Source organism: Gordonia sp. LMA167, from assembly GCF_058130025.1.
In genome coordinates this window covers 4,201,804-4,228,800 of the sequence record NZ_CM176708.1, presented here as the reverse complement: position 1 = coordinate 4,228,800, position 26,997 = coordinate 4,201,804, and the positions used below count along the sequence as shown (strand labels likewise).

The 26,997-nt window shown below is 65.1% G+C and carries 28 protein-coding genes and 2 pseudogenes; 22 read left to right on the top strand and 8 right to left on the bottom strand.

Translation table 11 applies throughout. The features are described 5' to 3' along the window. Positions 1-26: 26 nt before the first annotated feature. Both ACVT6V_RS19200 and ACVT6V_RS19195 read right to left on the bottom strand, forming a co-directional pair. On the bottom strand, positions 27-362 hold the full coding sequence (locus ACVT6V_RS19200; protein ID WP_489895535.1) for a glutaredoxin domain-containing protein: 336 nt from the start codon (positions 360-362) through the stop codon (positions 27-29). 81 nt (positions 363-443) lie between these two features. After that, on the bottom strand, positions 444-1,367 hold the full coding sequence (locus ACVT6V_RS19195) for a dienelactone hydrolase family protein (protein ID WP_489895533.1): 924 nt from the start codon (positions 1,365-1,367) through the stop codon (positions 444-446). A 160-nt stretch (positions 1,368-1,527) separates the two neighbouring features. On the opposite strand from ACVT6V_RS19195, the gene ACVT6V_RS19190 reads away from it, so the two are divergent. Further along, a complete protein-coding gene (locus ACVT6V_RS19190) occupies positions 1,528-2,250 on the top strand; it encodes a flavodoxin family protein (RefSeq protein ID WP_489895531.1) in 723 nt (240 codons plus the stop codon). A 133-nt stretch (positions 2,251-2,383) separates the two neighbouring features. On the opposite strand, the gene ACVT6V_RS19185 is transcribed toward ACVT6V_RS19190, so the two are convergent. Then, positions 2,384-3,283 (bottom strand): LysR family transcriptional regulator, encoded by a 900-nt coding sequence (locus tag ACVT6V_RS19185; protein WP_489895529.1) that lies wholly within the window; start codon positions 3,281-3,283, stop codon positions 2,384-2,386. Positions 3,284-3,398: 115 nt separating this feature from the next. Between ACVT6V_RS19185 and ACVT6V_RS19180 the strand changes: the two are divergent. Continuing rightward, positions 3,399-4,412: pseudogene (locus tag ACVT6V_RS19180) on the top strand (FUSC family protein); the annotation flags it as partial. A gap of 108 nt (positions 4,413-4,520) precedes the next feature. Here ACVT6V_RS19180 and ACVT6V_RS19175 read toward each other — a convergent pair. Then, positions 4,521-5,363 carry an SDR family NAD(P)-dependent oxidoreductase gene (locus tag ACVT6V_RS19175; RefSeq protein WP_489895527.1) on the bottom strand — a complete coding sequence of 281 codons (843 nt, stop codon included), beginning with the start codon at positions 5,361-5,363 and terminating at the stop codon, positions 4,521-4,523. Positions 5,364-5,574: 211 nt separating this feature from the next. Between ACVT6V_RS19175 and ACVT6V_RS19170 the strand changes: the two genes are divergently transcribed. Both ACVT6V_RS19170 and ACVT6V_RS19165 read left to right on the top strand, forming a co-directional pair. Then, positions 5,575-5,934, top strand: a complete 360-nt coding sequence (locus tag ACVT6V_RS19170) for a PadR family transcriptional regulator (protein WP_489900891.1) — start codon at positions 5,575-5,577, stop codon at positions 5,932-5,934. Continuing rightward, positions 5,934-7,280, top strand: a complete 1,347-nt coding sequence (locus ACVT6V_RS19165; RefSeq protein WP_489895525.1) for a permease prefix domain 1-containing protein — start codon at positions 5,934-5,936, stop codon at positions 7,278-7,280. The genes ACVT6V_RS19170 and ACVT6V_RS19165 overlap by 1 nt, the downstream gene beginning before the upstream one ends. A gap of 318 nt (positions 7,281-7,598) precedes the next feature. Here the strand turns inward: ACVT6V_RS19165 and ACVT6V_RS19160 are convergent, their stop codons facing one another. Next, positions 7,599-9,038 (bottom strand): hypothetical protein, encoded by a 1,440-nt coding sequence (locus tag ACVT6V_RS19160; protein ID WP_489895523.1) that lies wholly within the window; start codon positions 9,036-9,038, stop codon positions 7,599-7,601. Positions 9,039-9,291: 253 nt separating this feature from the next. Here ACVT6V_RS19160 and ACVT6V_RS19155 point away from each other — a divergent pair. Together ACVT6V_RS19155 and ACVT6V_RS19150 are read left to right on the top strand one after the other, a co-directional pair. Next, positions 9,292-9,750: pseudogene (locus ACVT6V_RS19155) on the top strand (MFS transporter); the annotation flags it as partial. Positions 9,751-9,884: 134 nt separating this feature from the next. Continuing rightward, the gene (locus ACVT6V_RS19150) at positions 9,885-10,667 is read left to right on the top strand and encodes an MFS transporter (RefSeq protein WP_489900889.1); all 783 of its coding nucleotides are present in this window, start codon (positions 9,885-9,887) and stop codon (positions 10,665-10,667) included. Between the two features lie 97 nt (positions 10,668-10,764). Here ACVT6V_RS19150 and ACVT6V_RS19145 read toward each other — a convergent pair whose 3' ends face one another. Then, positions 10,765-11,646, bottom strand: a complete 882-nt coding sequence (locus ACVT6V_RS19145; protein WP_489895521.1) for a helix-turn-helix domain-containing protein — start codon at positions 11,644-11,646, stop codon at positions 10,765-10,767. A 56-nt stretch (positions 11,647-11,702) separates the two neighbouring features. Here ACVT6V_RS19145 and ACVT6V_RS19140 point away from each other — a divergent pair, with 56 nt between their 5' ends. Continuing rightward, positions 11,703-12,047, top strand: coding sequence for a carboxymuconolactone decarboxylase family protein (locus ACVT6V_RS19140; protein WP_489900887.1), 345 nt, complete (start codon positions 11,703-11,705; stop codon positions 12,045-12,047). Then, complete coding sequence (locus tag ACVT6V_RS19135; protein WP_489895519.1) at positions 11,962-12,747, top strand: NAD(P)-dependent oxidoreductase; 786 nt, start codon at positions 11,962-11,964, stop codon at positions 12,745-12,747. Before ACVT6V_RS19140 ends, ACVT6V_RS19135 begins: the two co-directional genes overlap by 86 nt. A gap of 112 nt (positions 12,748-12,859) precedes the next feature. On the opposite strand, the gene ACVT6V_RS19130 is transcribed toward ACVT6V_RS19135, so the two are convergent. Further along, positions 12,860-13,594 carry a DUF6319 family protein gene (locus ACVT6V_RS19130; protein WP_489895517.1) on the bottom strand — a complete coding sequence of 245 codons (735 nt, stop codon included), beginning with the start codon at positions 13,592-13,594 and terminating at the stop codon, positions 12,860-12,862. 113 nt (positions 13,595-13,707) lie between these two features. Between ACVT6V_RS19130 and ACVT6V_RS19125 the strand changes: the two genes are divergently transcribed. From ACVT6V_RS19125 to ACVT6V_RS19065, 13 genes are all read left to right on the top strand, one after another. Further along, positions 13,708-14,082, top strand: a complete 375-nt coding sequence (locus ACVT6V_RS19125) for a VOC family protein (protein WP_489895515.1) — start codon at positions 13,708-13,710, stop codon at positions 14,080-14,082. 105 nt (positions 14,083-14,187) lie between these two features. Then, complete coding sequence (locus ACVT6V_RS19120) at positions 14,188-14,805, top strand: TetR/AcrR family transcriptional regulator (protein ID WP_489895513.1); 618 nt, start codon at positions 14,188-14,190, stop codon at positions 14,803-14,805. Between the two features lie 319 nt (positions 14,806-15,124). Further along, positions 15,125-16,474, top strand: coding sequence for a flavin monoamine oxidase family protein (locus ACVT6V_RS19115; RefSeq protein WP_489895511.1), 1,350 nt, complete (start codon positions 15,125-15,127; stop codon positions 16,472-16,474). A 24-nt stretch (positions 16,475-16,498) separates the two neighbouring features. Further along, the gene (locus tag ACVT6V_RS19110) at positions 16,499-17,824 is read left to right on the top strand and encodes a flavin monoamine oxidase family protein (protein WP_489895509.1); all 1,326 of its coding nucleotides are present in this window, start codon (positions 16,499-16,501) and stop codon (positions 17,822-17,824) included. 199 nt (positions 17,825-18,023) lie between these two features. Further along, on the top strand, positions 18,024-18,428 hold the full coding sequence (locus tag ACVT6V_RS19105; protein WP_489895507.1) for a VOC family protein: 405 nt from the start codon (positions 18,024-18,026) through the stop codon (positions 18,426-18,428). Positions 18,429-18,481: 53 nt separating this feature from the next. Continuing rightward, complete coding sequence (locus ACVT6V_RS19100; protein WP_489895505.1) at positions 18,482-19,381, top strand: SMP-30/gluconolactonase/LRE family protein; 900 nt, start codon at positions 18,482-18,484, stop codon at positions 19,379-19,381. A 146-nt stretch (positions 19,382-19,527) separates the two neighbouring features. Next, positions 19,528-20,625 carry an alpha/beta hydrolase family protein gene (locus ACVT6V_RS19095; protein ID WP_489895503.1) on the top strand — a complete coding sequence of 366 codons (1,098 nt, stop codon included), beginning with the start codon at positions 19,528-19,530 and terminating at the stop codon, positions 20,623-20,625. Positions 20,626-20,706: 81 nt separating this feature from the next. Then, positions 20,707-21,048: an ArsR/SmtB family transcription factor gene (locus ACVT6V_RS19090; protein WP_489895501.1), complete on the top strand. Its 342-nt coding sequence runs from the start codon at positions 20,707-20,709 to the stop codon at positions 21,046-21,048. Between the two features lie 3 nt (positions 21,049-21,051). Then, entirely contained in the window at positions 21,052-21,558 is a 507-nt protein-coding gene (locus ACVT6V_RS19085) for an SRPBCC family protein (RefSeq protein WP_489895499.1), read from the top strand. After that, positions 21,558-22,178: a dihydrofolate reductase family protein gene (locus ACVT6V_RS19080; protein ID WP_489895497.1), complete on the top strand. Its 621-nt coding sequence runs from the start codon at positions 21,558-21,560 to the stop codon at positions 22,176-22,178. Before ACVT6V_RS19085 ends, ACVT6V_RS19080 begins: the two co-directional genes overlap by 1 nt. Before the next feature lie 94 nt (positions 22,179-22,272). After that, the gene (locus ACVT6V_RS19075; RefSeq protein ID WP_489895495.1) at positions 22,273-22,533 is read left to right on the top strand and encodes a PLDc N-terminal domain-containing protein; all 261 of its coding nucleotides are present in this window, start codon (positions 22,273-22,275) and stop codon (positions 22,531-22,533) included. A gap of 68 nt (positions 22,534-22,601) precedes the next feature. Continuing rightward, entirely contained in the window at positions 22,602-24,275 is a 1,674-nt protein-coding gene (locus ACVT6V_RS19070; protein ID WP_489895493.1) for a UPF0158 family protein, read from the top strand. 220 nt (positions 24,276-24,495) lie between these two features. Next, positions 24,496-24,843: a hypothetical protein gene (locus ACVT6V_RS19065; protein WP_489895491.1), complete on the top strand. Its 348-nt coding sequence runs from the start codon at positions 24,496-24,498 to the stop codon at positions 24,841-24,843. A gap of 127 nt (positions 24,844-24,970) precedes the next feature. On the opposite strand, the gene ACVT6V_RS19060 is transcribed toward ACVT6V_RS19065, so the two are convergent. Beyond that, on the bottom strand, positions 24,971-25,810 hold the full coding sequence (locus tag ACVT6V_RS19060; RefSeq protein WP_489895489.1) for an HAD family hydrolase: 840 nt from the start codon (positions 25,808-25,810) through the stop codon (positions 24,971-24,973). Between the two features lie 295 nt (positions 25,811-26,105). Between ACVT6V_RS19060 and ACVT6V_RS19055 the strand changes: the two genes are divergently transcribed. Beyond that, positions 26,106-26,978, top strand: coding sequence for a D-hexose-6-phosphate mutarotase (locus ACVT6V_RS19055; protein ID WP_489895487.1), 873 nt, complete (start codon positions 26,106-26,108; stop codon positions 26,976-26,978). The last annotated feature ends 19 nt before the right edge of the window (positions 26,979-26,997 follow it).

Sequence of the window (26,997 nt, the reverse complement as noted above, 5' to 3'; positions counted from 1 at the left end):
TGTACGGCGCGCTGATTCGGCTGCCCCTAGCGCTGCAGTAGCGTCCACCACGACTTTCGTGTTGGGCCTCGTTGCTCGCCGAGGAACTCGTGGGTGCGATCGGGAAACTCCGATTCGATGGCGGCGACGACCTGCCGGACACTCGGATTGACCATGACGACCGTCCCGACGAATACTGTCGGAACCGTCTCATCACCGCCGGTGACGTCGCGGACGCGTCCGGCGGCGTTCTCGTCGTCCCAGATGTTGAACTCCGTGGTCGCAATGTCGCGCCGACGCAGACCCCTCCGCAGGCGCACGCAGAAAGGGCAGCCGGGACGCCACAGGACCTCGATGCCGTCGACATGATCAGTGCTGTGCACAGGTCGTCCTTTCTCATTTCGACCCCGACCAAACGACTACCGTTCCGTCGTCGGCAGCCGTGCTGCGGTCTACAACGACCCTCAACCCAGGTGCTCGGCGAACCAATCCTGGAGCCGTTGCCACGCATCGGCGGCGGCCGTCGGGTTGTAGCGCGGCCCGGTGTCGTTGAAGAAGGCGTGTCCGGCGCCCGGCTCCACCACGAGATCGTTCACCATTCCGGCGTTGTCGAGGGCCTGCTGCGCGGTGGCCTGGGTGGCGGTGACCCTGGCGTCTTGTTCGCCGTAGAAACCCAGAACCGCAGCCTGACGGGATCCGGAGAAATCGGGGTTGTCCGGGGCAGGGCCGTAGAACGGCACGGCGGCCGCGACGCGTGGTTCGCCGGCCGCGAGCAGCTGCCAGGTCACTCCACCGCCGAAGCAGAAGCCGACGACGGCGAGCGGTTTGTCGGGTAAGCGGTTGGCGGTCTCGCCGAGGGCGGACCCGACGTCGGCGATCAGCCGTTCGGGGGCGACGTTGCCGAGTGCGGCCGTCGCCGCCGCGGGGTCGTCGAAGGTTGCCGTGCCACCCTCCTCGGACAACAGGTCGACCGCCAGGGCTGAGTAACCCACACCGGCGAGCCGGCCGGCGACCGAGCGGACCCAGTCGTTGAGGCCCTTGTTCTCGTGGATGACCACCACGCCGCCGCGCGGATCGGCGGCGGCCGCCCATGCGCCCTGCAGTTCACCGCGCGGTCCTGCCCAGGTGATCGGCTCGGTGGCCACTGCGGTATCCATTCCAGGTGCGTCCGCGCGGGGACTACCGGTCGTTGTGGCCTTGGGCGCCGGGCTGCTGGGCGACGCAGATCCGCCGTTGTCGTCGCCGGCGCAGGCCGCGAGCAGCGACGATGCGGCGACTGCCGACAAGCCCATCAGTCCTAATCGGCGCAGCGCTTCGCGACGTGTCAGCAGACCGTCGGCGTGATCGGTGGCGATCTCCTCGGCGATGTAGCGATGCAGCGGGCTCACAACCCCAGTATTCTCTCGCGCGTCGGCCGTCGTGCCCGATTTGCGCAGCGGCCCGGTTTCTGGCGAGTGCACGAGTGTCGGTCCGGACTCGGGCCCCGGCAGCGGAATTATCTCCGCAATACTGGCATGTCGCGCGTCCCGGAGCGGGACAATCGGGACCATGTCAGAGCCGAATCCGCCCGCCGACTACAGCGACCTGCGGGCGCTGTTCATCAACTGCACGCTGAAGCCGTCGCCCGAGTTGAGCAACACTCAGGGCCTGATCGATATCAGCACGAGGATCATGGCCGCCCATGGCATTGACGTCGAGGTCGTACGGGCCGTCGACCACGACATCGCCACCGGGGTCTGGCCCGATATGCGCGAGCACGGCGCGGCGACCGACGACTGGCCCCCGATCTTCGAGAAGGTGCTCGCCTCGGAGATCCTCGTCTTGGCTGGACCGATCTGGTTGGGCGACAACAGTTCCGTGATGAAGAAAGTGCACGAACGGCTCTACGGCGGATCACATCTACTCAACGATGCCGGACAGTATTTGTACTACGGCCGAGTGGGCGGGTGCCTCATCACCGGCAACGAGGACGGCATTAAGCACTGCGCACAGAACGTGCTGTACACGCTGCAGCACATCGGCTACACGATCCCGCCCCAGGCCGACGCCGGCTGGATCGGTGAGGCCGGCCCCGGCCCCTCCTACCTCGACCCCGGCTCTGGTGGCCCGGAGAACGATTTCACCAATCGCAACACGACATTCATGACCTGGAACCTGATCCACCTCGCGCGGGTGCTCAAAGATGCCGGCGGTGTCCCCGCGTACGGGAATATCCGTTCGGGCTGGGACGCGGGGTGCCGCTACGATTTCCAGAATCCGGAATACCGGTAGGCCGAGCGCGCCGGTCACCGCAACGCCGACGAATCGCGGATGAAGGTCCTTCATTCGCGATTCGTCGAGAGCGTTCGTCTGAGAAATGGCTTCGACGTCACGATAGGCGATTCCGATCACGGGCAGGCGTGACTCACCCCGGCGGGGACAACCTGGTGGCCACGGCGACCTCCTCGAGCGCCTTCACCAGCACCGACGCCGGGTCTCCGGCGGCCCGGACCAGCGCGATGCGGCCGCCGAGCGGGGCGCCGTCGAGTTCGAAGACGCGCCGGGTGCCCTCTGTGGACCGGGCATCGGCCCAGGCGCGTGGGACGATGGTCGCCCACCCGCCGTGGTCGACCATGGCAAGCAGCGTGGCGATCGAATCGGCCTCGAGACGCGGTGAGATGGTCACCGCATGCTGCGCGGCGACCTCCTCGATACGATCGCGGCCGCGCATCCCTCTGTGCAGCAGGCACATCGGCAACTCGCAGATGTCCCGCCAGGTGACCGGTCCGGTCACCCCGGCGATCAGATCCTCGGCGACGAGGAGCACGTGGTGGTCGTCGTAGATGCTTGTGGTGACCAGACCCGCGGTATCGGTACCGTCGATGTAGACAACCCCCGCGTCGAGCTCGAATCGGTTTATCCGCTCGATGATCTCGTCGGAGCGCAACGCTGTTTCCAGTCGCAGACGCACCAGTGGATGCGTGGCACAGAATGGTCCGATGAGGTCGGCGACGCTGGTGGTCGCGGTCGGAATCGCGCCGATCCGTATCTCGCCCGTGAGGCCCGTGTGCATTGCCGCCACCTCGTGTTCGAGGGAATCACGTTCGGCGAGGATGCGCCGAGCACCCAGGACGAGCCGTTCTCCCTCGGGAGTCAGGCCCTCGAAACTCGATCCCCGCCGCACCAGCGGCACCCCGAGTTCCCGTTCGAGTTTGCGGATGGCCTCCGACAGTGCCGGTTGTGACACATAGCAGGCAGCGGCGGCGCGGGCGAAATGTTGCTCCCGCGCGAGCGCGACGAAGTATTCGAGCTGACGAAACAGCATGAAACCGTTCTACCACGGGCGATAGGCGCCGCCGATCGGCTCAGTGGGGTTATCACTTGGACGTGGTGTCGCCTGATGGCGGAACATTTGTCGAGGAGTTGCGCATCGGGCGCACATGAGCCGCAGACACATCGGTGACGCCGGATGGGAGAACGACGATCTCGTGGAAGCACTCACGATGCCCACGGCCATTCGGCCCGACACCGCCGACAGACGCCATGCCATGCGCGTCGCAGTCGGACTCGCGGTCCCCGGGGTCGCGTTGCTGGCCGCGGGGCGCCCAGAGCTGATGGTCTACGCCGCGTTCGGATCATTTGCGGGAATGTACGGACGATCCTGCACCGGTGGGCAACGCATCGGCCAGCAGGTCCGGGCAGCGGTGCTCTTGACCGCGGGGGTGTCGCTCGGCGTTCTACTGGGCTCGTCGTCGGCGTTGATGTGGGTGGTGGTTGTCGTCGGCGTCGTGTTCGCCGCTTCGGCCTCGGTGATCGCCGACGCACTGGAGCTGCGGCCGGCCGGGCCGTTCTTCTTCCTTTTCGCGCTCGGTGCCACTGCCACCGTTCCGCCGTCTCTGGCGGCTCCGCCCTCCGCGATCGGGATCTGCGTGGCCGCGGCGGCGTTGTCGCTGGTGATCGGACTCGTCGGGGCGCCTCGGAACGCCCACACGACGCACCGCGCACGTCGGCGACTGCCGCGTGGTTCGCTCGTGCACGCGGCGCGATACGCCGTCGCGGTGGGTGCCGCGGGTGGGCTCGGAATGTTCTTCGGCTTCGATCACGTGAACTGGGCGATGGCGTCGGCGGCCGTCCCGCTGGGGGCGATGGACGTCGGGCGCCCGTCCGAACGCGAGGTTCGACTCGTGCTGGTCCGCGCGATCCACCGTACCGAAGGGACGTTCGCGGGTCTGGTCGCGACTGCCATCCTGCTGACCTGTGATCTCGGGCCGAGCACAATCGCTGCGATCATGATGACGCTGCTGTTCCCGACCGAACTGTTCATGACACGCCACTACGCCGTGGCGATCGGCTTCTTCACCCCGGTCGTCATGCTGATGACTGAACTCGCTGATCCCGGCGACGCAACAGCGCTGTTGGTGGCGCGCGGGATCGATACGGTGATCGGTGTCGTGGTGGGAGTGGCGGCCGCAGTGCTCGTTCGCGGGCATCGGCAAAACGCGAAGCGACCGCCGGTGAGTGGAAGGCGGATGGCCGACCGAGCGACCTTCCGTCGTCGCGCGTCAGTCGCCGCGAGCCATGGCAATCATGCCCTTGAGGGTCAGACCGGCTGTGGCGCCTCCGTCGACGAGGATGTCGGTGCCGGTGAGGTACCCCGGTTCCTCGCTCGCCGTGAAGGCCAGAACGGCGGCGGCCTCCTCGGGAGTGCCGAATCGTTTGAGTGCGGCGTACTGGACGAGTTTGCCGGAGCCGGACTTCTCCTCGAGCCGCCCCATCGCGGTATCAAATGATCCAGGCGAGACCGACAGGATGCGTGCGCCTTTCGCGCCGAAAGCGGCAGCCATCTGCCGGGAATACCAGATGACGAACGCCTTGCTCGTGCTGTACGCGCCCCCTGGACGGGCCGAGTTGGGCAACAGATTCGCCGACCGTTCGATTTTCTCGGCGAACTTCGTGACATCGGTCAGGGCCAGCTTGAAGGTCCGGGTGGGCTGGAGAAACCCGGGGGTCATATGCCCGGCGATCGAGGCGACGTTGACGATCGCGTCTGTATCCCCGGCGAGCCGGAGATACGACTCGCAGACGTTGACCGTACCGACGGCGTTGATGCGGGCGATGAACGCTGCATCGCCCATCTGGGGCGAGACGCCGGCGGCGTGGACGACCGCACGAACATGACCACCGGACTCGGCCTCATCGAACAGGGCGTCCACCGATGCGCGGTCGGTGATGTCGGATTTCGCCGCACTCGCGTCGATAGCGAGCGCGGTCAGCTCTTCGACCGCGGCGTCGAGGCGTTCTTGGTCCACATCGGCGATCACGATCCGATGGTCGCCGCCCATCAACTTTGCAGTGGCCAGTCCCATCCCACCGGCGCCACCCGTGATCACCGCGGTCTTCGTCATCGTGGTCCCCTGATCCGGCATCGGCGTCCACCGGCACCCGAGCCGGCATCCTCACACTAACCAGCATTCCCGACTGAGTGTCATGACCGAAAAGTTCGGAACCGACCGGTCGACATCGGCCATCCCACCGCACCTCGTCGCCGATGGCCAGGGTCCGTGACGACCGATACCTAGAGCTGCTACCCTCACTGTTCTAGGTATGGGAGCGCAGATGTTCATCGACAAGGACCTCGTGGCGGCCTCGGCGACCCCGCTGGTGCTCGGAATTCTCGCCGACGGCGAGTCTTATGGCTATGCGATCCTGAAGCGGGTCAACGAACTCTCCGGCGGGCAGATGCAGTGGACGGATGGGATGTTGTATCCCCTGCTGCATCGCTTGGAGAGGCTGGGCTTCGTGTCGGCGTCGTGGGGCGTCTCGGACAGCGGCCGTCGCCGCAAACACTATGCGATCAGCGCCGCAGGCCTCGAGATGCTGGCCGAACGGCGCGCTCAGTGGGATGTCGTGGCCGATGCCCTCGATCAGGTGTGGCGGAGCGTCCAGCTGCCACCGGCTGCCGAGGGGTGGACCTGATGGAAGCTGACTCCGGCCTGGAATCGCAGATCGGACAGTGGCGCGGCTTCGTCGAACGTCACCGTGCGATATCGGCCGATGACGTCGACGAGATGGAAGACCATCTGCGTGACCAGATCTCAGACTTGTCCGCCGGCGGGCTGATGGCCGATGAGGCGTTTCTCGTCGCGGTCAAACGCATGGGCGACGTCAACGCCATATCGCGTGAGTTCGCGCGCGAGCATTCTGATCGCCTCTGGAAACAGCTCGTGCTGATGCCCGAGCCTGCCGACGCCGAAGGCCGCCGTCCCAAGGGCGAACTGATGGTGACAATCGGGCTCGCAGGCGCTGCGGCGATCGCTCTGAAGATCGGTTCGGCGACACTCGCAGACGACGTATTCGCCCGCAATGCGAGCCTTTTCGTGCTGCCCTTCCTCGCGGCATACTTCGCCTGGAAGCGGCAGATGACACCGCGCGGCGCCGCGGCGTTGCTGCTGCCGTTCGCGGTTGCCGCGATCGTACTGAACGTGTACCCCTTCGCCGCGGAGGGTGCGACGGAAGTGATTGCGGCGCTGCACGCGCCGATCGCGCTGTGGTTCGTCGTCGGTATCGCGTATGTCGGTGGCCAATGGCGATCCGACCGGCGGCGAATGGATTTCATTCGATTCACCGGAGAATGGCTGGTCTATCTCGTCCTGCTCGGTCTCGGCGGCGGGGTCTTGATCGCGCTCACGATCCAGGCCTTCGACGCTCTCGGCATGGATGTCGAGTGGGCGGCCGAGGGTTGGATCGTGCCGTTCGGCGCGGCAGGCGCGATGATCATCGCCGCATGGCTGGTGGAGGCCAAACAGAATGTGGTGGAGAACATCGCCCCCGTGCTCACACGAGTGTTCACCCCGCTGACGACTCTCATGCTGCTGGTGTTACTGGTCGCGCTCGCGATGAAGGGCAGCGTCGTCGATGTCGACCGCAACCTGCTGATCCTGATGGACGTCATCCTCGTTCTCGTTTTCGGATTGCTGTTGTACGCCATCTCGGCCCGCGACCCGCTGCTGGCGCCCAATGTGTTCGACCGTCTGCAACTGGTCCTGGTCGGCAGTGCTCTGGCGGTCGACGCGCTCATGTTGGTCGTCATGCTCAGCAGGATCGCGGAGTGGGGTTTCACCCCCAACAAGGCGGCCGCACTCGGCATGAACGTCGTCCTGCTGGTCAACCTCAGCTGGTCGGCATGGCTGCTCCTCGGTTTCCTCCGCGGCCGCTGCGGATTCAGCGCGATGGAAGGTTGGCAGACGCGCTATCTGCCGGTCTTCTGCATCTGGGCGGCGCTCGTGGTGGCTTGTCTCCCACCGATCTTCGACTTTGTGTGAACGAGGTCGGAACGGGGACAGAGTCAGTCAATGATCGCGCGAACCGCCGTTCCACTGCATCGGCGATGTTTGCTGTCGGTGGTCTCGTAGACGCCTGACCCGCAGTTCGCCGACCACCACGAGGCGTGATGGCTACCCCAGACGATGGTCAACCCCACGTCCGGCTACGGCCGCTCGGCACAGCACGACCGTGCCGGGCGCGGCCTCCACCGAGTCAGCGGGTCGCGGGCTTCGGGCGAACATCAGGCAGAACGCCGACCTCGTACGAACGCAGCAGTTAGATCGGAAATGGATTCATACGAATGCGGAACTCATCGGTCAGGCGCCGGATCCACCAGGCGTCACCCCGCCCAGTCCCTCGTGGACCCTCCGCAGCTCCTCCTCGACACGACCACGCAGAACGCGCTCCCTTTCTTCACTCGCTTGCGGATGCAGTTCCGCCACCATGTCCGCCACGAGCCGCCGCAACGCGCTGCCATCGCTGTGCTCGGCCTCTCGTAGAGCCGGTTCAACGCGGTGTCGAAGATGTTCGGGCATCAGTTGGGTCAGTTGCCGCTGATGGTTCTCGAGCTTGGACTCTGGATCGGTGGTCCCGTGTTCGGGTTGTCCCCACAATCCCGGATGTAGGTAGCGGCCTTTCTCCGCTGCGGGCTTGTCACCCTCCACGGTGAGTCGGTGAGCGGCGGCCCACCTGTCCTTTCGTGTTCCGGTCACCTGCCAGGAGACCCGGACCTTCGGTCGGTCGGTCTTGATGACGAATCGGTTGTCCGCGATCTGCTGCGCCACGATGGCCTGCGCAAATTCGCCGATGACAGTCAGCTGGTACCGAAAGTCCTCGTTGAGTGCCTCGAAGTAGTCGGGAAGCTCGACACTGGCCGCGCCGTCGTCGTCGGTGCTGATGTTGCCGCTGTACACGTTCAGCATGTCCGGGCTCTCGACAAACGAATGCCTGAGGTACTTGTTGGTCGGATCGCTTGGATGGTCGATCTCGAAACCGCCGCCCGCCTTGGAGACGAAGCCCGTGACGCGGACGTCGCCGAAGAAGGTCCCGGCATAGCCGCTCGGGTTCTCGCCGACGATCCCGGCGGCGGCGGGGTCGGTGGACGTGGAAACCCCGTGGACCCCACCACCTCTTCCCTCGCCGCGCACACCGAAGCGGGTGAAGCTGTGACCTTCCACGCCGTCGCCCAGGACGCTTTCGCCGAAGACCCCGGTACCCGGGTCCTCCGAGAAGTGGAGCCCGAAGGTGCCGTAACCCGAGCCGGTCGTGACGCCGACGACGCCGCTGTTGGACTGACTCTTTCCGCGTACGCCCAGGCCGCTGCCGGCGCGGCCTTCGACGGCGACCGCGTTGCGGCCGCCGAAGGTCTCGCCCTGCACACCGTACGTGGCGCCACTCCCGTGCACGCCACCGCCGCGAACGCTCGATCCACGGACTCCCGTGGCGCTGCCGACAAAACCCGTCACCCCGTTACCCTCGGCGACACTGGAGCCGAAGACCCCCGAGGCTCCGCCCTCCTGCGAGAACGTGACGCCGAGGATGCCGGTCGCGTTCTGGCTGCGGCCGTACACTCCGAGACTGTCGACACCATGTCCTTCCACGCCGGCGGTGCCGGTCGGCGGGTTGAACTCCCCCGCCGGGAGAACTCCGCTCGTACCCAAAACTCCTGCGCCAGTGTCGGAGTCACCCCAGACCCCACAGGGGTCGGTGGGTGATTGTCCACTGTGCGCTGGTTCGAAACCTTCCACACGAGCCATGACTTCCTCCTCAACAGATCAGTCGTGCTCTTGTTGATTACGCTGAAAAAACCTTTCTACCGTTCGTATTTGAGAAATTCGAAACACTCTCCAGCGTGGCACTGACCAACCATCTTGTGAAGTAGCCAATCGATATACGTTGCCATGGCGCCATCTGGTTCCCAATCGACGAGGACCTGTTTCAGATCGGAACAACTGTGACCGGGCCCTCACTCCTAGCTTTGAATCACCCCCGTTACAACTAGGAGAATCAATGAAAAGCTCATCGTCGCCGGTGATGACTCCCCGGCGCGCTGCGACTGCCGCACTGCTCGGCAGTGCGCTGGAGTACTACGACTTCTTCATCTATGGCGCTGCAGCCGCCCTGGTGTTCAACGTGCTGTTCTTCCCCTCGGGTGACCCCGCGGTGGCTTTGATCCCGTCATTCGCCACGTTCGCGGTGGGATACGTCGCCCGGCCGGTCGGGGCGGTCGTGATGGGTCACTACGGAGATCGTCTCGGGCGCAAACGAGTCATGCTGGCGACGGTGCTGATGATGGGTGCCGCATCCTTCGCCATCGGCTGCCTTCCGACCTTCGGTCAGGTCGGAGCTCTCACTCCTGCGCTGTTGGTGGCACTACGTTTCGTGCAGGGCTTCTCGGCCGGAGCCGAATCGGCAGGGGCATCGACGCTCACGGTGGAGCATTCGCCGGCGGGCCGCCGTGGCTTCTTCGCGAGCTTCGTCATGGTCGGCTACGCGGTGGGCAATTCGTTGGCAACGGTGGTCTTCCTGCCTGTGCACTGTTGCCTGATGATGCGCTCTACGCCTGGGGCTGGCGTGTTCCGTTCTGGCTCAGCGCAGCTGTCGTGGTCATCACCTACTACGTGCGCAGCCGCCTCGATGAAACCCCTGCGTTCGTCGAGGCCAAGAGTGCCGATCAGGTGCGCAGACGACCACTCCGTGACGTCTTCGCATACCATCGTCGCGACGTGATCTGCGTTGCCGGGGCGACTCTCATGGCTTCGATTCAAACGCTGTTCTCGGTGTTCAGCCTTTCGTACGCAACATCAGCAGGCGTGGACAAGGGAGCGATGCTTGCGATCATCTCCGCTGCAATCGCGTTGACCATCATCGGGATTCCCGCGGCCGGGCATCTGTCGGACAAGATCGGCCGGAAGCCGGCGATGCTGATCTCTTGTGGCGGATGCGGGTTGAGCATCTTCGGGTACCTGTGGGCAATCTCGTCGGCAAACGTGCCGTTGATCGCGGTGTTCGCTTTCATCAACATGACACTGTTCTTCACGTGCTACAACGGTGTCTGGACGTCGTTCTTCCCCGAACAGTTCTCGGCCCCAGTACGATTCACCGGGATGGCCGTCAGCAACCAACTGGGCAACCTCCTCGCCGGATTCGCACCGCTGATCGCCGCGGTCATCCTCGCAGAGGGCCCTTCCGGATGGGTGCCGGTCGCAGTGTTCGGAGCCGTCGCCACAGCGATCGCAGCTCTGGCAGTCGCTGCAATGCGCGAGACATACCTGACTCCAACCGAACTACTCGGTGGGCGGAGCAGGACCGAACTGCTCGGCGAGGCGGCAGCCGATTCGGTTGTCGTGCCGGTCGAGGGCCCCGCTTCTGCGCTCAGAGGTTGATACGCCCGATCGTGATGCGAGAGCTCCGGCAGCGCTTCCCGCTGTCGGAGCTCGCGTCGCGCGGCCATGGCGGGCGCATACTGACCTGTGACAACTCTTACGAGTTGATCTTCAGGGCACGCATTTTCCGGTAAAGGGTTGTTCGACCGATTCCCAGCAACTCTGCGGCACGGGATCTGTTACCGCCGGCGTCGCTGAGCGCGGCACTGATTGCATCCCGCTCGGCCTGTTCGTAGCGGCTGAACGGGGTGGGGCGGGCATCGGATTCGTCCGTCAGGGAGCCAAGCCGGACTGGTTGATGATCGGCGTCTTGTCGGTCCGCTCCGTCGTCTGTCTCGGTGAACTCCAGAGCGAAGATCGCATCGGCTCCCGATCGACCCAGTCGGCGCACGGTAGCCTGCGCGCCGAGCAACGGGAGTTCGAGCTGGAGACGGTCCTGATCCCAGTGCTGCCTGCGGAACGTGTCCCAGAGGCGGGCGTGAGCATCGGCGTCGAAGTGGGCGAGCGCCGGAAGGTCAGTCATCACCGTTCCCGAATTCATGACCAGGACGGGGTGCGTGGATGACCGGAAACTGCGATACGTGCGGGCGAGTTCGAGGTCTCGCGAATCCGCCATCGATTCGAGCGCCTCGGAGATCTCGTGTCCGGCCTGGCGGACCATGGCGACCATGAGCGGACTTGCGGAGTCGACGTGGGAGGCAATGGACAGCGAACCCACTATTCGGCCGGTGATCGGATGTCTGATCGGTGCGCCGGCGCAGGCCAGGCTGGACAAGCCGTCGTTGAAGTGTTCGCTGCCACGGACGAAGACGACTCCTCTCGATTCGATGGGTGTACCCAGGCCATTGGTACCGAGAGCCTGTTCGGAGAAGTCGAAACCCTCTGCGGCATTGGCTTTGTCGAGTGCCTTCTGGTCTTGGGCGTCCACGATTCGGCGAGACACGATCCGGCCATCGCCATCGGCGAGGAAGAGTGTCATTCGCGAGTCGCTGAGATTGGTCTGCCACTGGTCGAGGATCCGGCGCCTTCGGCGACATCTACTCGCGAAAGAGTCTGAGCCAACAGGAACAAACGCTCATCACCATCGCCACGTTGGTGGCATTGGGGACCGAGCCGCAACTGAAACTGCACATCAACACGGGATTCACCGTGGGTCTGACGAGAGAGAAAATCGTCGGTGCTCTCATTCACTGCATCCCGTACGTCGGCTTTCCCCGCGTGCTCAACGCCCTCACGCTCCTGCAGCAGGTGATGGCCGAGCGAGGGCTGGGCATCTACAGAATCGGAGAGGCACATGCATCTCATCATCGGTCTCGGCCCCATCGGCGGGAACATCGGCGCACATCTTGCCGAACAGCGACAGCCGGTCTATGGCTGTGACTTCGACCTTCAGCGGGTCCGTGAGTGGACCGCGGAAACCGGGTCGCCGGCAGCCACCAGTGTGGCAGAAGTGGAGTGGACGACGGTCGACAGCGTCCACATCGCAGTGCGCCTGGCTGATCAGGTCAGCGCCGTCGTGGATGCGCTGACCGCACATACCGCGCGACCGCTGACAGTGTTCGTCCACACCACCCTCGCTCCCACCGACGCGCGGAGAATCATGTCGTGCGCACCCGAAGGTTGGCGCGTATTCGAAGCACCCGTATCGGGCGGACCGCGAGGTGCTCGCGAAGGCACCCTGTCGATATTTCTCAGTGGCCCTCCGACCTCCGCTGCCGAGGATGCTCTCCTGCAGAACATCTCGGGCCGCACCTTCCGGTTGGAATCCTACGGACAGCCCGCACTGGTCAAATTGCTCAACAACGCGTTGGCAACGTGCAATCTCGCGGCGACAGCACGAATGCTGAGTCTCGCGGAGAAACTGGGGACGCCGGCGACGAGTCTTCTCGACGTGATCGGTGCCTCGACAGGCCAGAGTTGGATGAGCGACAACTTCATCGATGTCCAGTACGACCTACTCGTGAAGGATGTCGATCTCTTGAGTGATGAGATCGGGGCGCTGCCCGACAACACTCTCGGTGACGACATAGAGGGAGCAATCCTTGGTGCACGCTCACTGCTGGCGTCCGTGACGTCGTGAAAGGGCTACGTTGACAAAGGGTCTCGTCTGACAACTGCCCGATCGACACCTGCGCAGCCCGCAAGGGGTGCGCATCAGGTAACGCGATCCGGCTCTGCTGCACCCGCCGCTGTCAGCTATCGGTGACCTTGCTGTCGAGATGAGCCAGCGCTGCTCGTGCAGTTTCGAGTTCGCGGCTGAGCTCGTCGATTCTCTTCTGGGCGGCCGCACGCGCCGACTCGATCGCCCCGTCGACCGCGGTGATCGCGGCGTCGTCGCCGAGCTCGCGCATAGCTCGCGCGACCCGGTCGGCGGTCACCTCGGTGGGTTTGCCATGCTTCTTGGCGCCGTGGGATACCGAGACCGTCCACGTGCTCTCCCCTGTCGATGTGACGGTCACACTGACCGGCGCGCCCGGAGCCTTGGAACGTCGCGGCGCTTTCGCCTGGACGGGGTTCGGTTTCACTGGTCTCGGCGGTGCGGGTGCGGGTGCGGTGGGCGGTGCAGGTTCGGGCGTCGGCTTCGGTTCGGTCACAACGGTTCTTGATGACCTGGCGATCGGCCCAGACGTGGACGCCGCCTTGGCCGGTCGCCGTCTCGCCGACGTGGCGGACGTTGCTGCGGCACGTGTTCTCAGCAGTTCGTCGGGCTCGAACGGCAATTGATCGTCGACCCCCTTCGGGCTCACCGTGACCGTGGATCCCTCGATGGACACGACGCGCGCCGACGCGCCGGCATCGAGGTCCAACGACGGCATCGGATCACGGAGATAGACGGTGACGCGTTTGCCGGCGGCAAGTCCCGCGGACAGAGACTCGAGGTCGTCGGGAGTCAAACCGATCGGTCTGCGCGAATTCACGCTGACCATGTTCGCACACATGTGCGAGAATCGCACATGTGGCCATCAGGAACGGAGGTGCCGGTAAACTGGTGCCACCACGAGCAGGTCTGATCGCCAGATCCCCGAGCGAGGTGTCGTCCGTGACCGTCGAACTCAACCACACGATCGTGTACGCACGCGACAGTCGCGTGTCCGCCCGGTTCCTCGCCGACATCCTCGACCTGCCGACGCCGAAACCGTTCGGGCCGTTCCAGATTGTCCAGGTCGGCCGACTCTCGCTCGACTACGCCGATGCCGAGCGGGTGACTCCCCAGCACTACGCCTTCCTCGTCACAGAGGCCGAATTCGACGCGATCCACGACCGGATCGTCGATCGTGGTCTCGACTATTGGGCCGATCCGTTTCACCGACAACCCGCCACAATCAACACCAACGACGGTGGCCGAGGCCTCTATTGGAGTGATCCCGACGGGCACAGCCTCGAGATCATCACGCGCCCCTATGGCGGGGGCTGACGCTGGATTGAAGTACCGATGAGTTGTGGCGGGCGCTCCGAGGGCCTACATTCGCAGTCATACAACTGACTGAAACAGCCAGGTCACCGGGCGAAAGGGCAGCCGATGGCGCGTGTCGAGGCGGCGGTTCGCAGCCGACAACTGGTCGCAGCAGCGCGTGATGTGTTGGCTCGTGACGGTGTCGCCAACACGCCGCTGCGCGCGGTCGCCGCCGAAGGTGACGTTCCGCTGGGCACATTGCAGTATGTCTTCCCCTCCCGGGAATTGCTGTTACGCGCAGTGATCGAGGACGTGGTGACCGAGATCGGCCACGTGTTCGCCGATTCTGCGCACACCGGTGATGGGCTCGCCCATGCGATTCGCGACGGGGTGCGGGCCTTTTGGAAGCGACTGGTGTCCAATCGAGATCTGCAGGTCATGCAGTACGAACTGACGACCTACTCGCTGCGGACCGAGGGGCAAGAGGAACTCGCCCGATGGCAGTACGAGTCCTATGCCGACGTCGTGGCCAATTGGTGTGCAGAAGCGGCCACCTCGGCTGGTGAAGTGTCTGCGATACCGCTCCCCCAACTGGCGCGCATCATCGTGGCCTGTATCGACGGGCTCATCCTGCAATACGTGTGCGACCCTGACGACGAACGTGCCGACCAAGACCTGGACACGATCACCGAGATGCTCGTCGGACTCGCGGCACCGCGATCGGCGACGACGAACAAGCACTGACCCAATCGGCACCGCCGAACGGTGCGGCGCCCAGGCGCGCGGCGTGCCGTCCCGATGGTGCCGGCACAAACCCCGGACGTCGGTGGGCGAGAGCATCGGCAAATTTCGCCAAGAGTATTGCAGATCACCTGAACCTCCCTTAGTCTAGTTTTCAGTCGGTTGTATGACTGAGAACAGGTTCATCGCGGCGAGCCGGATACCGCCCGCGGCCATCGGGCATGCACGAGACGGGCGGCGGCATCACCCAGGCTCCAGGATCGACAGTTCCAGTCGCGAGTCATCCGCCACTCAACCACTTTGTTGTATAAGGAGATTCACCATGCATCACGTCGATGTAGTCATTGTCGGAGCCGGCCTGTCCGGGTTGTCGGCCGCCCGCCGACTCACGCGGGCGGGAAAGACCGTCGCGGTGCTCGAAGCACGCGACCGCGTCGCCGGGCGCAACCACGGCGCCACCTTCGGCAACGGCGTCCCGATCGAGATGGGCGGCCAGTGGGTGGGCCCCACGCAGGACACCGTTCTGGCGCTGATCTCCGAACTCGGGCTGAAGACCTATCAGTCCTACGACACCGGTGCGGCCATCACCTACTACGACGGGGCAGCCCACCGATACACCGACGAAAGCTTCGGTCTGGCCGAAGCCGACGTCACCGAGATCGGCCGGCTCTGGGAGACGATCACAGTACTCGCGGAGAGTGTCGAGCTGGCGACGCCGTGGACCACCACTGGCGCCGAGGACCTCGACCGGCAGACCTTCGACCAGTGGCTGGTCGCCGAAACCGCCAACGACGTCGTCATCCGCTTCTTCCGCCTGGTCGTACCCGCCCTGTTCTCCGCAGAATCACACGAACTGTCCCTGCTGCACTTTCTCTTCTATATGAAGTCCGGGACGAGCCTCGAGGTCCTGCTCTCCACCACCGGCGGCGCCCAGGAGTCTCGCGTGGTCGGCGGAACCCACCAGATCTCCGAACGCATGGCCGCCGACCTCGGCGATGCGGTGCACCTGGGCACTGTGGTCACCGGTGTCGCCCAGACCGACACCGGTGTGATCGTCACCTTCGATGGCGGCGAGGTCTCCGCCGACCACGCCGTCGTCGCCATCCCGCAGACCCTCGCAGGGCGGTTGCGGTACTCGCCGCCCTTGCCCGCCGCCCGGGATGGGGTCACCCAACAGTTTCCCGCCGGGTCGGTCATCAAGGTCAACATCGCCTACCCGACGCCGTTCTGGCGGGAGGACGGCCTCAACGGACTGGTGATGAGTCTCGATGACTCGTTCAATGTGGTACTCGACAACTCGCCGCACGACGACTCCTGTGGCGTGCTCGTCGGGTTCCTCGAAGGCCGCCACGCCCGTGCTGCTGCCGAGCTCACTGCGGAGCAGCGTCGCGAACTGATCCTCGGCGATCTGGTCAAGTACTTCGGCGAGCGGGCTGCGGATCCGATCGAGATCATCGAATTGGACTGGAATGCCGAGGAATTCACCCGAGGCTGCTATGGGGGCCGACTCGCTGCCGGTGTGTGGACCAACTACGGCAAGGCCGTCGCCGCTCCGGTCGGTCGTATCCACTGGGCCGGAGCGGAGACCTCCGACATCTGGAATGGCTACATGGACGGCGCCGTCCGATCCGGCTATCGCGCTGCCGCCGAGATCCTCGACGGCAGCAACTGACCGCGCCGGCACCGGGAAGCACTGATGGATTCCGCGAGTTCGCCACTCCCCCGGCACGCTGAGGTGGTGGTGGTCGGCGCCGGCATCGCCGGTCTCACCGCTGCCGACGACTTGCACCACAGGGGCATCGATGTGGTCGTATTCGAGGCGGCTGACCGGGTCGGCGGGCGTGTCATGGTGGAGACCACTGCCCTCGGCTCGGCTGTCGACCTCGGGGGCCAGTGGGTCGGCAAGGGTCACCACCGGTTTGAAGAACTGGCCGCTGAGCTGGGCGTCACGCAATATCAGATGCGTAGTCCGAAGTCGCCGATGGTGGCCGACGACGACGGCGCGATCAGCGCAATCTCCCCGGCGATGCTGGCAGCCAACGCGACTCTGGTGGGGTTCGAGTTGGCCTCGCATCTGCCGACCGGGGACAAACAGAACACGATGACCATCGGGCAGTGGCTGGACCGCATTCCGTCGGCCCGTGCGCGACGAATACTCGACGTCGTCATCGCGGTCACCTGCTGCGCGGATACCAACGAGCTGTCGTTGACGGCGTTCCTCAAGCTCATCCGTTTCCAGGGTGGTCTGATGACCATGATGAAAACAACTGGCGGTGCTCAGGATTCGCTACTCGTCGAGGGTGCGGGTGAACTCGCCGGCCGACTCGCCGAAAGGCTGGGCGACCGGGTGCACCTCAACAGTGCGGTGACCGCGATTGCGCAGAACGACCGCGGAGTCTCCGTTGCGACGGCGGATGCGACAATCACCGCCGCCAAGGTCGTCGTGACGGTTCCTCCGCCGATCGCAGCCCGGATAACGTTCGATCCCCCGCTGCCGGACAGCCGAAACCGACTGCACCGCAACACCTACATGGGTGCGGTGTACAAAGCGCTCGCGGTGTATGACACGCCGTTCTGGCGCGATCACACCGAAGCCGAAATGATCGTGTCGGGCGATCCGGGCTGCGCCGTCTTCGATTCCTCACCACCGGACGGTCCGGGTCATCTCACCCTGCTCGTCGGTGGCTCCGGGGCCCGCCGTGTCGGCGATCTGCCCGTCGACGAACGCATGAGCCTGCTGCTCGACCGACTCGAAAGCTCCCTGGGGGCAGGTATACGGCGGCCCATTGGTTGGCACGACAAGGCATGGCATCTGGACCCGTTCGTCGGTGGCGGATACGCGTCCCTGCCTCGGTTGGGGACGCGCGAAGGGTTCTACGCCGTCGAGCATTTCCCGGTCGGTGACATCCACTGGGCGGGAACCGAGACCGCCGCCGAACACGCCGGTTATATCGAAGGCGCCCTCGAGTCCGCGCAGCGTGTGGTGGCCGAGATTACACGGTCCGAACAGAGCGATCGCTGAGCCGGCTCACTGATCGACCCTGGCGACCGCGAATCCATGCAGAACTCGCGATGATGCGTGCGGGCATCGCATTCGCCGCCGATCGCCGCCCGTTGTCGTGAGCCGACGATCGACAACTCCGATGAGTTTCGCCGCAGTCCGGTGTCCACCTCACTGACGATGTTCACCAGCGGACGTCGCAGACCCCAGGAGAAACCCGATGCACACCATGATGTTCGTGAACCTGCCCGTGGCCGACGTCGCGCGTTCGCGCGCGTTCTTCGCCGAGCTCGGATATACGTTCAACGAGAACTTCTCCGACGACAGAGCGGTCTCTGTCGTACTCGGTGAGAATCTGGTCGCAATGCTTCTGCAGCGCGATTTCTTCGACACGTTCCACCCAGTGCAGACGACAGACGCCACCATGAGCAAGGAGTGCGTTGTCTGCCTCGACGTCGACAGTCGCGAGGCCGTCGATCGACTCGTCGACCGAGCAATCGCCGCGGGAGGCAAGCCCGGCGACGCCGAGGGTAACGAGGTCATGTACGGCCGCAGCTACGACGACCTCGACGGTCACTCATGGCAGATCATGTGGATGGACCAGACAGTGATGGCGGCGGACTGAGAACCAGGTCGAATGACCATCGAGCGGCCGCCACGCCTGCCTATGGTCGCTCCATGAGTTCATCGCAGATCCGCACCGTGGTTTCCGGCATGTCCTTCACCGAATGCCCACGCTGGCATGACGATCGTCTGTGGTTTGTCGACTTCTACACCCACACCGTGAATTCGGTGAACGCCGACGGGACGGATCTGCGCACCGAGCTCGACGTGCCGGCACAGCCGTCGGGGCTCGGGTGGCTTCCGGATGGTCGACTGCTGGTGGTGTCGATGAAGGACCGGAAGGTTCTGCGGGTCGAACCCGACGGCGCGGTCGCGGTGCATGCCGACGTGAGTGGCCACGTCACCGGACACCCCAATGACATGGTCGTCGACGAACAGGGCCGTGCATGGCTGGGGAATTTCGGTTTCGACCTCATGGCCGGCGCCGACCTCGAGGCCGCCGATCTGCTGCGCATCGACCCGGACGGAACTGTCACTACGGTTGCGGCAGGGCTTTACTTCCCGAACGGCAGCGTGGTGACGCCCGACGGCGCCACCCTGTTGGTCGACGAGACCCTCGGCAACCGGATCAGTGCGTTCGCCATCGCAGTGGACGGTTCATTGGGTTCCCGGCGCGATTGGGCGACCTTCGGCGATCCACCGGCGACGAACGTACTCGGCGACGTGCTGGCGGGAGCTGTGGTCGCGCCTGACGGCTGCGGTCTGGATGCCGACGGGTGCCTGTGGGCCGCCGATGCCGTGGGCAACCGGGTGATCCGGGTCCGCGAGGGCGGTGAGATCGTCGATGAGGTCGCACTCGACACCGGCGCCTTTGCGTGCATGCTCGGTGGAAGCGCGGATACCACGTTGTTCATCTGCTGCGCACCGGATTTCGATGAGCATGCACGGTCGGCCGCTCGGGAGGCGACGATCCGCGCCGTCGAGGTCCCGGTCGGGCATGCCGGGCGACCGTAGGCGGTCGTCGATAGCTATCACCGAGAGGGAGGTGACCAGGTCGCCATCGAATCAACCCCCGCATTCCGGCTCGAGGTCGGGTCTGCGAGCCGTAGAATTCGCGCGGTGGCCACGCGAGACGAGTTGCCGACGACGGGGGTGTCGCCATGACCTCGCCGGGTGAGCGCAGCGGGGCGGCCATCGAGGACATGGGTGCGGCCACCGCCGCGCTTCATCGGGCGATGTCGTACAGCCGGCTGACCGATGGCGGGATGAACCCCTCCGACGCACGCACGCTGCTCGCCGAAACCGCGTCAGGCACGGACTGGTCCGAAACGGCATCGTGCCTGGCGGACCGGCGGGCCGGCGCGGCAGCGGAGGCTCTGGCCCGAGGGCAGAACCGCACAGCGGAGCTGATGCAACGATGGGCTGTCGGCGCCGCGGCATTCGCCCAGATGGCCGAGAACGCCGATACCGACCTCAAGCGCTCGCTCTACGGCCGATACGTCGATCATGTCCGACAGCTGGTTTCGCTGCGGCCCCCCGTACTGGAGCGGATCGAAACGCCCTACCGTAATGGCCATCTCGTCGGTTGGTTGCGATTACCCGACACCGGCACCGCCAACGGCACGGTGATCATGTGGGGCGGACTCAGTGGCTGGGGTGCACTGTATCTGCGGTCGGCCGACGCATTGGCCGAGCGCGGACTTGCGTGCCTGCTCGCCGAAGGGCCCGGCCAAGGGGAACCACGTCTGCGAGACGGACTGTTCATCGACGCGAAGGTCGTCGAAGGATTTGCCAGGTTCGTCGAGGTCGTGGCACGCGACCCGCGGCTCGGCGGCGCGATCGGCCTGCAGGGCAACAGCTCCGGAGGCCTCTTCGCCGCCCACCTGGCCGCCGCCGACGACCGAATCCGCGCGTGCGTGGTCAACGGTGCGCCCGCCGCGCCGACGTTGCCGGAGTTCCGCAGTATCCGTGAACAATTCGCGGCCGCCCTGGGCACCTCCGACCCCGACGAGGTTGATCGCGTGCTCACCGAACTGCGTTTCGACCCGCATGCCCACCCGATCGGTTGTCCGGTCCGCGTCCTCCATGGCGGCAGCGACCCGCTGGTCGTCTCACCCGACATCCAGCAACCCTTCGTCGACGCGGCCGGTGGTCAGGGAGATCTGCAGATCTGGCCCGATGGCGACCACGCCCTGCACAACCACGCCGAGGAACGCGACGCGCTCACCGCTGACTGGTTCGTCGATCAGCTGACCTGACGGTTCCCGACGCGGCCACATCCGGTCCTCCGTTCGGCGATCCGGGCTTGACGCATTCCGATATGGGAATATGATGGGAGAATGGCACGAGCAGCGACGACATCGGACGTCTTCAACGCGATCGCCGAGCCGCAACGTCGGGAGATCCTCGTGCTGCTGCGTGCGGGTGAGCGACCGGTGACCGAGTTGGCCCAGCAGCTGGGGATCGCGCAGCCGGGAGCGTCCAAACATCTCCGGGTGCTCCGTGAGGTCGGGCTGGTGCGGGACCGCAAGGTGGGCAAACAACGCCTGTACGGCCTGGACGCACGAGGATTACGCCCGGTGCACGAGTGGACCGGAGGGTTCGAGCAGTTCTGGAACGAGAGTTTCGACCGCTTGGACGCGTACGTACAAGACCTCAAGCAATCACGGAAACAGGAGTGACCGATGGCAGCAACTGCACGGAACGCGCCGGCACAATCGGCGACAGCGGACCGCGAGGTCGTGATCTCTCGGGTCATCAGTGCCCCGAGAGAGCTGGTGTTCGAGGCGTTCACCGAAGTCAGGCATCTGGCGCAATGGTGGGGACCGGACGGGTTCACCACGACCACCCGGGCATTCGAGTTCCGCGTCGGGGGTGAGTGGGAGTTCGTGATGCATGGACCGGACGGGACGGACTACCCGGAGTGGATCTCCTGGATCGAGATCTCCTCACCGGAGCGGATCACACTGCGCCACGGTGAGTTCCGTGATGACCCGAACGCGTTCGAGTCCGTTCTCACGTTCGCATCCGACGGACCGGCGACCCGGATCGAGATGCGGACGGTGTTTCCCACCAAGGAGTCGCGCGACGAGGCAGTCGAGAAGTATCACGCAATCGAGGGTGGTCAGCAGACCCTGCGTCACCTCGCCGACTATGTCGCCGTGATCGGTCGGCGAGTAGGTGACGACTGATGGCCGGAAAGGTCTTCTTCAGCGTGACGATGTCGGTGGACGGGTTCGTGGCGCCCGAGTCCGCCGAGGACTTGATGGGCCCACAGTGGATGGAACTGCAGCAGTGGATCTTCCCGCAGCGGTTCTTCCGGGAGAATCTGAAGCTCGGCGAGGGCGGCGATGAAGGGCGCGACAACGACATCCTGCAGGAGACATTCGAACGCACCGGAGCAAGCGTGATGGGTAAACGCATGTTCGATGCCGGTGAGCACGCGTGGCCGGAGGAGCCGCCGTTCCACACACCGGTCTTCGTCGTCACGCACGACAAGCGTGAGCCCTGGGTGCGGGCGGGTGGGACCACCTTCCACTTCGTGAACGACGGCATCGAGACCGCGCTCGATCAGGCCCGCGACGCCGCCGCTGAGCGAGACGTCCGCATTGCGGGCGGAGGCGCAACGATCGTGGAGTACCTCAACGCCTGCCGGATCGACGAGTTCTCGATCGCGCTCTCCCCCATGCTCTTCGGCTCCGGGATACGCTTGTTCGAGCACGTGGAGGCGAACAGTCTTGCCCTCGAGCAGGTCCGCGCCGAGGCGACGCGGCAGGTGACCCACCTGACCTACGCGGTCAGCCGTCGGTAGCCGAGGCAAGCTACTGCGGTTCCGCGGTGCCGTCGACGTCACCATCTGTCCGAAGCGGCACGGTAGTCGGTGTGGAGATCAGTAGCATGAGCAGGTGGCTGCGGGGATACAGGACTGCGTCGACGCCGGCATGGACAACTGTATGCCGGGCTTCGGCACATTCCTGATCGGTTTATTCTTCGGACCGATCGCACTCCTGATGTGGATTGTGGCTGCCACCTCGGCGATGTTTTCGCTTGCCAAGAAGGAGATGCCCGGGTCGCGGCGCGCGCTGTGGATGACGGTCATCATCGTGGTGCCTATCGTGGGGGCGTCTTCCTGGTTCATCTACCGTCGGTTTGCGCCCGACGTATGACGGCGCGGGCCCGGGTCGCCTTCGATCTCGAGGGGTTCTTGAGTACCGTGGAACAGCGAGGAGGACACATGCGGTTGAGGCTGAACGACGTCATGGTACCCGTGTCTGACCCGGCGCTGGAAGAGACGAGAACCTTCTACAGCACGTCACCGAGGGGCCGTGGACCTGACGGCCCAGATGAGCTCCGAGAGGCCCGAGCGCGGCGAACATCGACCGCGACCGACGACGAGGTCGTAGAAGAGATCGCTGAGGTCGGACCTGGTCGTGTGCCGATCCGGATCATCACACCTCGCAGCGGGCCGGCCCGTGCCGTGCACCTCGACTTTCACGGCGGTGGCTTCTACATGGGTGCCGCGGCCGACGACGACACGCGCAACCGGAAGCTGGCCGAGGCGCTGGGGATCGCCGTGGTAAGCGTGGACTACCGACTGGCACCCGAACACCCGTGGCCGGCCGCCCCCGATGACTGCCGCACGGCGGCGCTCTGGGTCGTCAACCTCGCCGAGACTCGATTCGGGACTCCGACCGTCACACTCGGCGGATTCTCCGCCGGGGCCACCCTGGCCATGACCACGCTGGTGAGGTTGCGCGACGCGGGGATGGCGGATCAGATCGTCGGTGCTGCACTGCAGTTCGGCACCTGGGATCTGAGCGGCACCACACCCGCGGGACGTCGGATAGCCGATGAGTACTTCCTGCAGGCATACGCCGGTGAGGTGTCTGACCGCACCGTCGGCGACGTCTCCCCCATCTACGCCGACCTCCACGAGCTGCCGCCGATGCTGCTGGTCATCGGGGAGCGAGACATCTTGCTGGAGGACAACATGGCGATGGCGACCCGGCTCTCGGTCGCCGGCTGCGACGTCGACCTCCGCGTGTATCCGGACGCACCACATGGCTTCACCGCGCATCCGACGCCGGTGGCCGCGGTGGCCGTCGACGACATCGAAACATGGCTGGACCAACGGATCGCCGACGCGGAAAACGGATACCCGGGAGCCACCGGAGGGTCACGGGATGGCTCCGCACAGTCGCCGCCCTGGGATGATGCGTCGGTGACGGCGCTGCGAGGTGCGATCTACTCCGGTGGTGCCGAGCTCGTTGATCTGTTGCGGTCGAGACCATTTCATGCCGCGCTCCAACACGTCGGCGACGCACTGATGAAGGCCGTCCAGGACGACGTCGCGGGGGCCCGGGAGGTGGCCGGCGAGTGTGTGGCGGCCCTCGAGGTCCGTGGCTGGGAGGGCGACGCCGAACTGGCCGAGCAGATGCAATCCACGCTGAACTCGACCACCCTGATGTTGCGTCCGTTGCCGATCGATCTCGAGGAACTTTCGTCGTCGCTGGAAGGTGACATCGCGCACGGCGGCGGCCGCATAGACCTCCAGACCGGGCAGACCTGGCCGGACGAATTGTTGGACTTTGGCGTCACCGATGAATTCAGCGAGGACGATCTCGAGGACCCTGACCGCTGGTTGGAGGTCGAGTGCATCGGGTCGCGCGACGGTTACCGCGACATGGAGGACTTCGTCGCTTCGGTGGCCGATCCGGCGTTGGTGGAACACCTGCGCAACGCCTTGATCGGTAAGGGGGCGTTCCGACGTTTCAAGGATGTTCTGTGGGAGTCGCCGGACGAATTCTCCCGGTACCAAATGTTCTCCGACGAACGGCAGCGCGGCCGAGCCCGCGAGTGGCTCACGAGACAGGGCTACCGTGTGCAACTCCCTCGCTCTGACGAGTGACGTCAGCATGCCGGCTCCCTGTTTAGGGTCGCGACGGGGTTCTCCCACGCTGACGATAAATGGGGAACGGCTCCCGATGTCGGGGTGGCGTACGACGACCGATCCTGGGTCTGTCATCACGTACCGCCACACCACGCACACATCGGATGGGAGTCCCAGGCATGAACACGTCAGCGTTTGCCGACCAGATTGCGGTGAATCCGGTGACCGGAGCCCGGCCATGATGGCCGTGGCAACACTCGCCGGTAGCGTCTCGACGGCCGTATTCGTCGTCTCGACGCTGCCCATGTTGTGGAAAGCGGGTACCACCCGCGACCTGTCCTCCTACAGCATCGGCAACATCGTGCTGGCCAACGTCGGCAACGCCGTCTACGCGATCTACGTGTTCAGCCTGCCGCCCGGTCCGATCTGGGTGCTCCACGGGTTTCACGGCACGTCGTCCGGTCTGATGCTGGTCTGGTATCTCCGCCACCACGGCCGCACAGGATCTCGGAAGTCGCAGTCTCCGAACGACGTCGGCTGCCCCGCTACCCCACCCGTGTCAACGCCGGTGTCGCTTGTCGACTGACATGCGCTGTTTGCGACGGCTGGGACCGTCAATGCGAATTGGCGAGGGCCACCTCTACCGGATCTGGCTCAAGCGGATGTGAACGACACCGTGGGTGGACGTCGAGATGCGGCGGTCGGACCAGTGATCACAGGTCCGACAACCCCAGCGCGGCACGCACCGTCCGCACCACCCCGTTCTCCGCATTCGAGGGAGCCAGGTAGCGGGCCGCTTCGACGATGCCGGGGTGCGCATTCGCGACGGCGTACGACCAGTCGGCGGTGTCGAGCATCGCGAGATCGTTGAGATAGTCACCGAAGACCATGGTTTGTGCCGGCGAGATGCCGAGTCGCTCCTGGACGGCGCGCACCGCAGCGGCCTTGTCGACGCCGGGTGCCATGACATCGAGCCAGTTTCGGCCGGAGACGACCACCTCCATGGCGCCACCCAACGCCGCGATCTCCGGCGCGGTGACGTCCTCGATGTTGCCGAAGTCGTAGACCGCGACCTTCACGAGTTCGCTGTCGACGGCGCTCAGATCGTCCACGATCTCGTGTGCGTAGTAGTAGGGCACGACTTGCTCGAGGAAGGCGTCGTCGGCTCGATCGATGAATGCGCCGTCGGGTCCGCACAACACGATTCCGAGATCAGAGACACCCATGCCAACCAGCTCACGTGCGCGGTTGAGCACGGTGCCGACGGCTTCGTGATCAAGCGGGGTGACGCGAAGCGTTTCGCTGTCGCGGGCGACAACCGCACCATTCTCCGCTATGACCACGAGACCGGGAACCGCATGGCCGAGCTGGTGCAGCAGTGTCGCCGCCTGCCGGCCGCTGGCCGGGCTGAACACGATTCCGCGGTCACCGAGGATGTCGAGCAACGGCCACAGTGACTCAGGGATGCGCTTTGACTCGTCGAGCAGTGTGCCGTCCATGTCGCTGACGACGAGACGCACGTCGGTGGGTACGGGCGGCAGAGGGGTACTCATCGCTGACAATCATCGCAGAGGGCTGCGTCGGCAGCGAAGGATCGTCGTGTTGCCGTGTGAACGCGGGCCGGATCGGTCGCGAACTGCCCAGCGGCGAGCCCGTTCACCGGTCCGTTTACCTCTGCCTTGTCCCAGAGTGTGCGGCAGTGTTCAGCCGGGGTACGCCGGCCCGACAGGCGACCTCGACAGATTCCGGCCTGAGGGGGGTGGAGATCGCCATTCGCGCCGGCCGCCTCGTCGAAGTGACCGCTCACGCTGCGAGCCTGTCGCGTCCGTGCTGTGCCATGCTGGGACCGTGACGGCATCTGGTGACATCGACGGCGTGCGGCACGGCACGGTCCACGGACTCGACGCGATCATCGTGACGACCCCGCACTCCACGGCCGCGATCTCTGTTTTCGGCGGCCAAGTGCTGTCGTTCATCCCGGCGGACGCGGCCGTGGACACGCTCTGGGTGTCTCCTCTCCTCGCGTCTCCCCCGACTCCGATCCGCGGCGGAATACCCTTGTGCTGGCCATATTTCGGGCGTGAAGGACAGGTCGGTGACGTTCCGTCGCACGGGTACGCGCGCACTGCTCGATGGAGCATGACCGCCGGCCGGACGACCGAATCCGGCGTCATCGAGTTGGAGTTCACACCCGACGGCCTCGATCGCCTACCTCTGCGGCCACGGATGACAGTTCGTGTCGGCGCCACCCTCGAACAAGGTCTGCACACCCATAACCCGGGTGACGAGAGCGTCATCATGACCGAGGCGTTCCACAATTACTTCCGTGTCTCCGACGTCGGTGAGGTCCGCGTCGAAGGGCTCGGCGGGTTGACCTACCTGGACAAGTTCGACGGCTTGAGAACCAAGACTCAGCACGGCGATTGGACGCTGCCTGATGACGACCCGCGCAGCGACCGGGTCTACCCGGGAGCGGGCGGGAACTACCGACTCGTCGATCCGGGTCTACGCCGCGCGATCGAGGTCTCCGTGCGCGGCGGCCGGAGCGCGGTGGTGTGGAATCCGGGCGAGGACGGTGCGTCGGGTATGGCCGATGTGGGTCCGCATTGGCGCGAGTTCGTGTGCGTGGAGGCCGCCAACGTCGGACCCGATCTCCTCGAAATACCCGGCGGCGCCGACCGCACGCTGTGGCAGACGATCGCGGTGTCGGCGCTCGAGTGAGATCGGCCCCGCCGATACT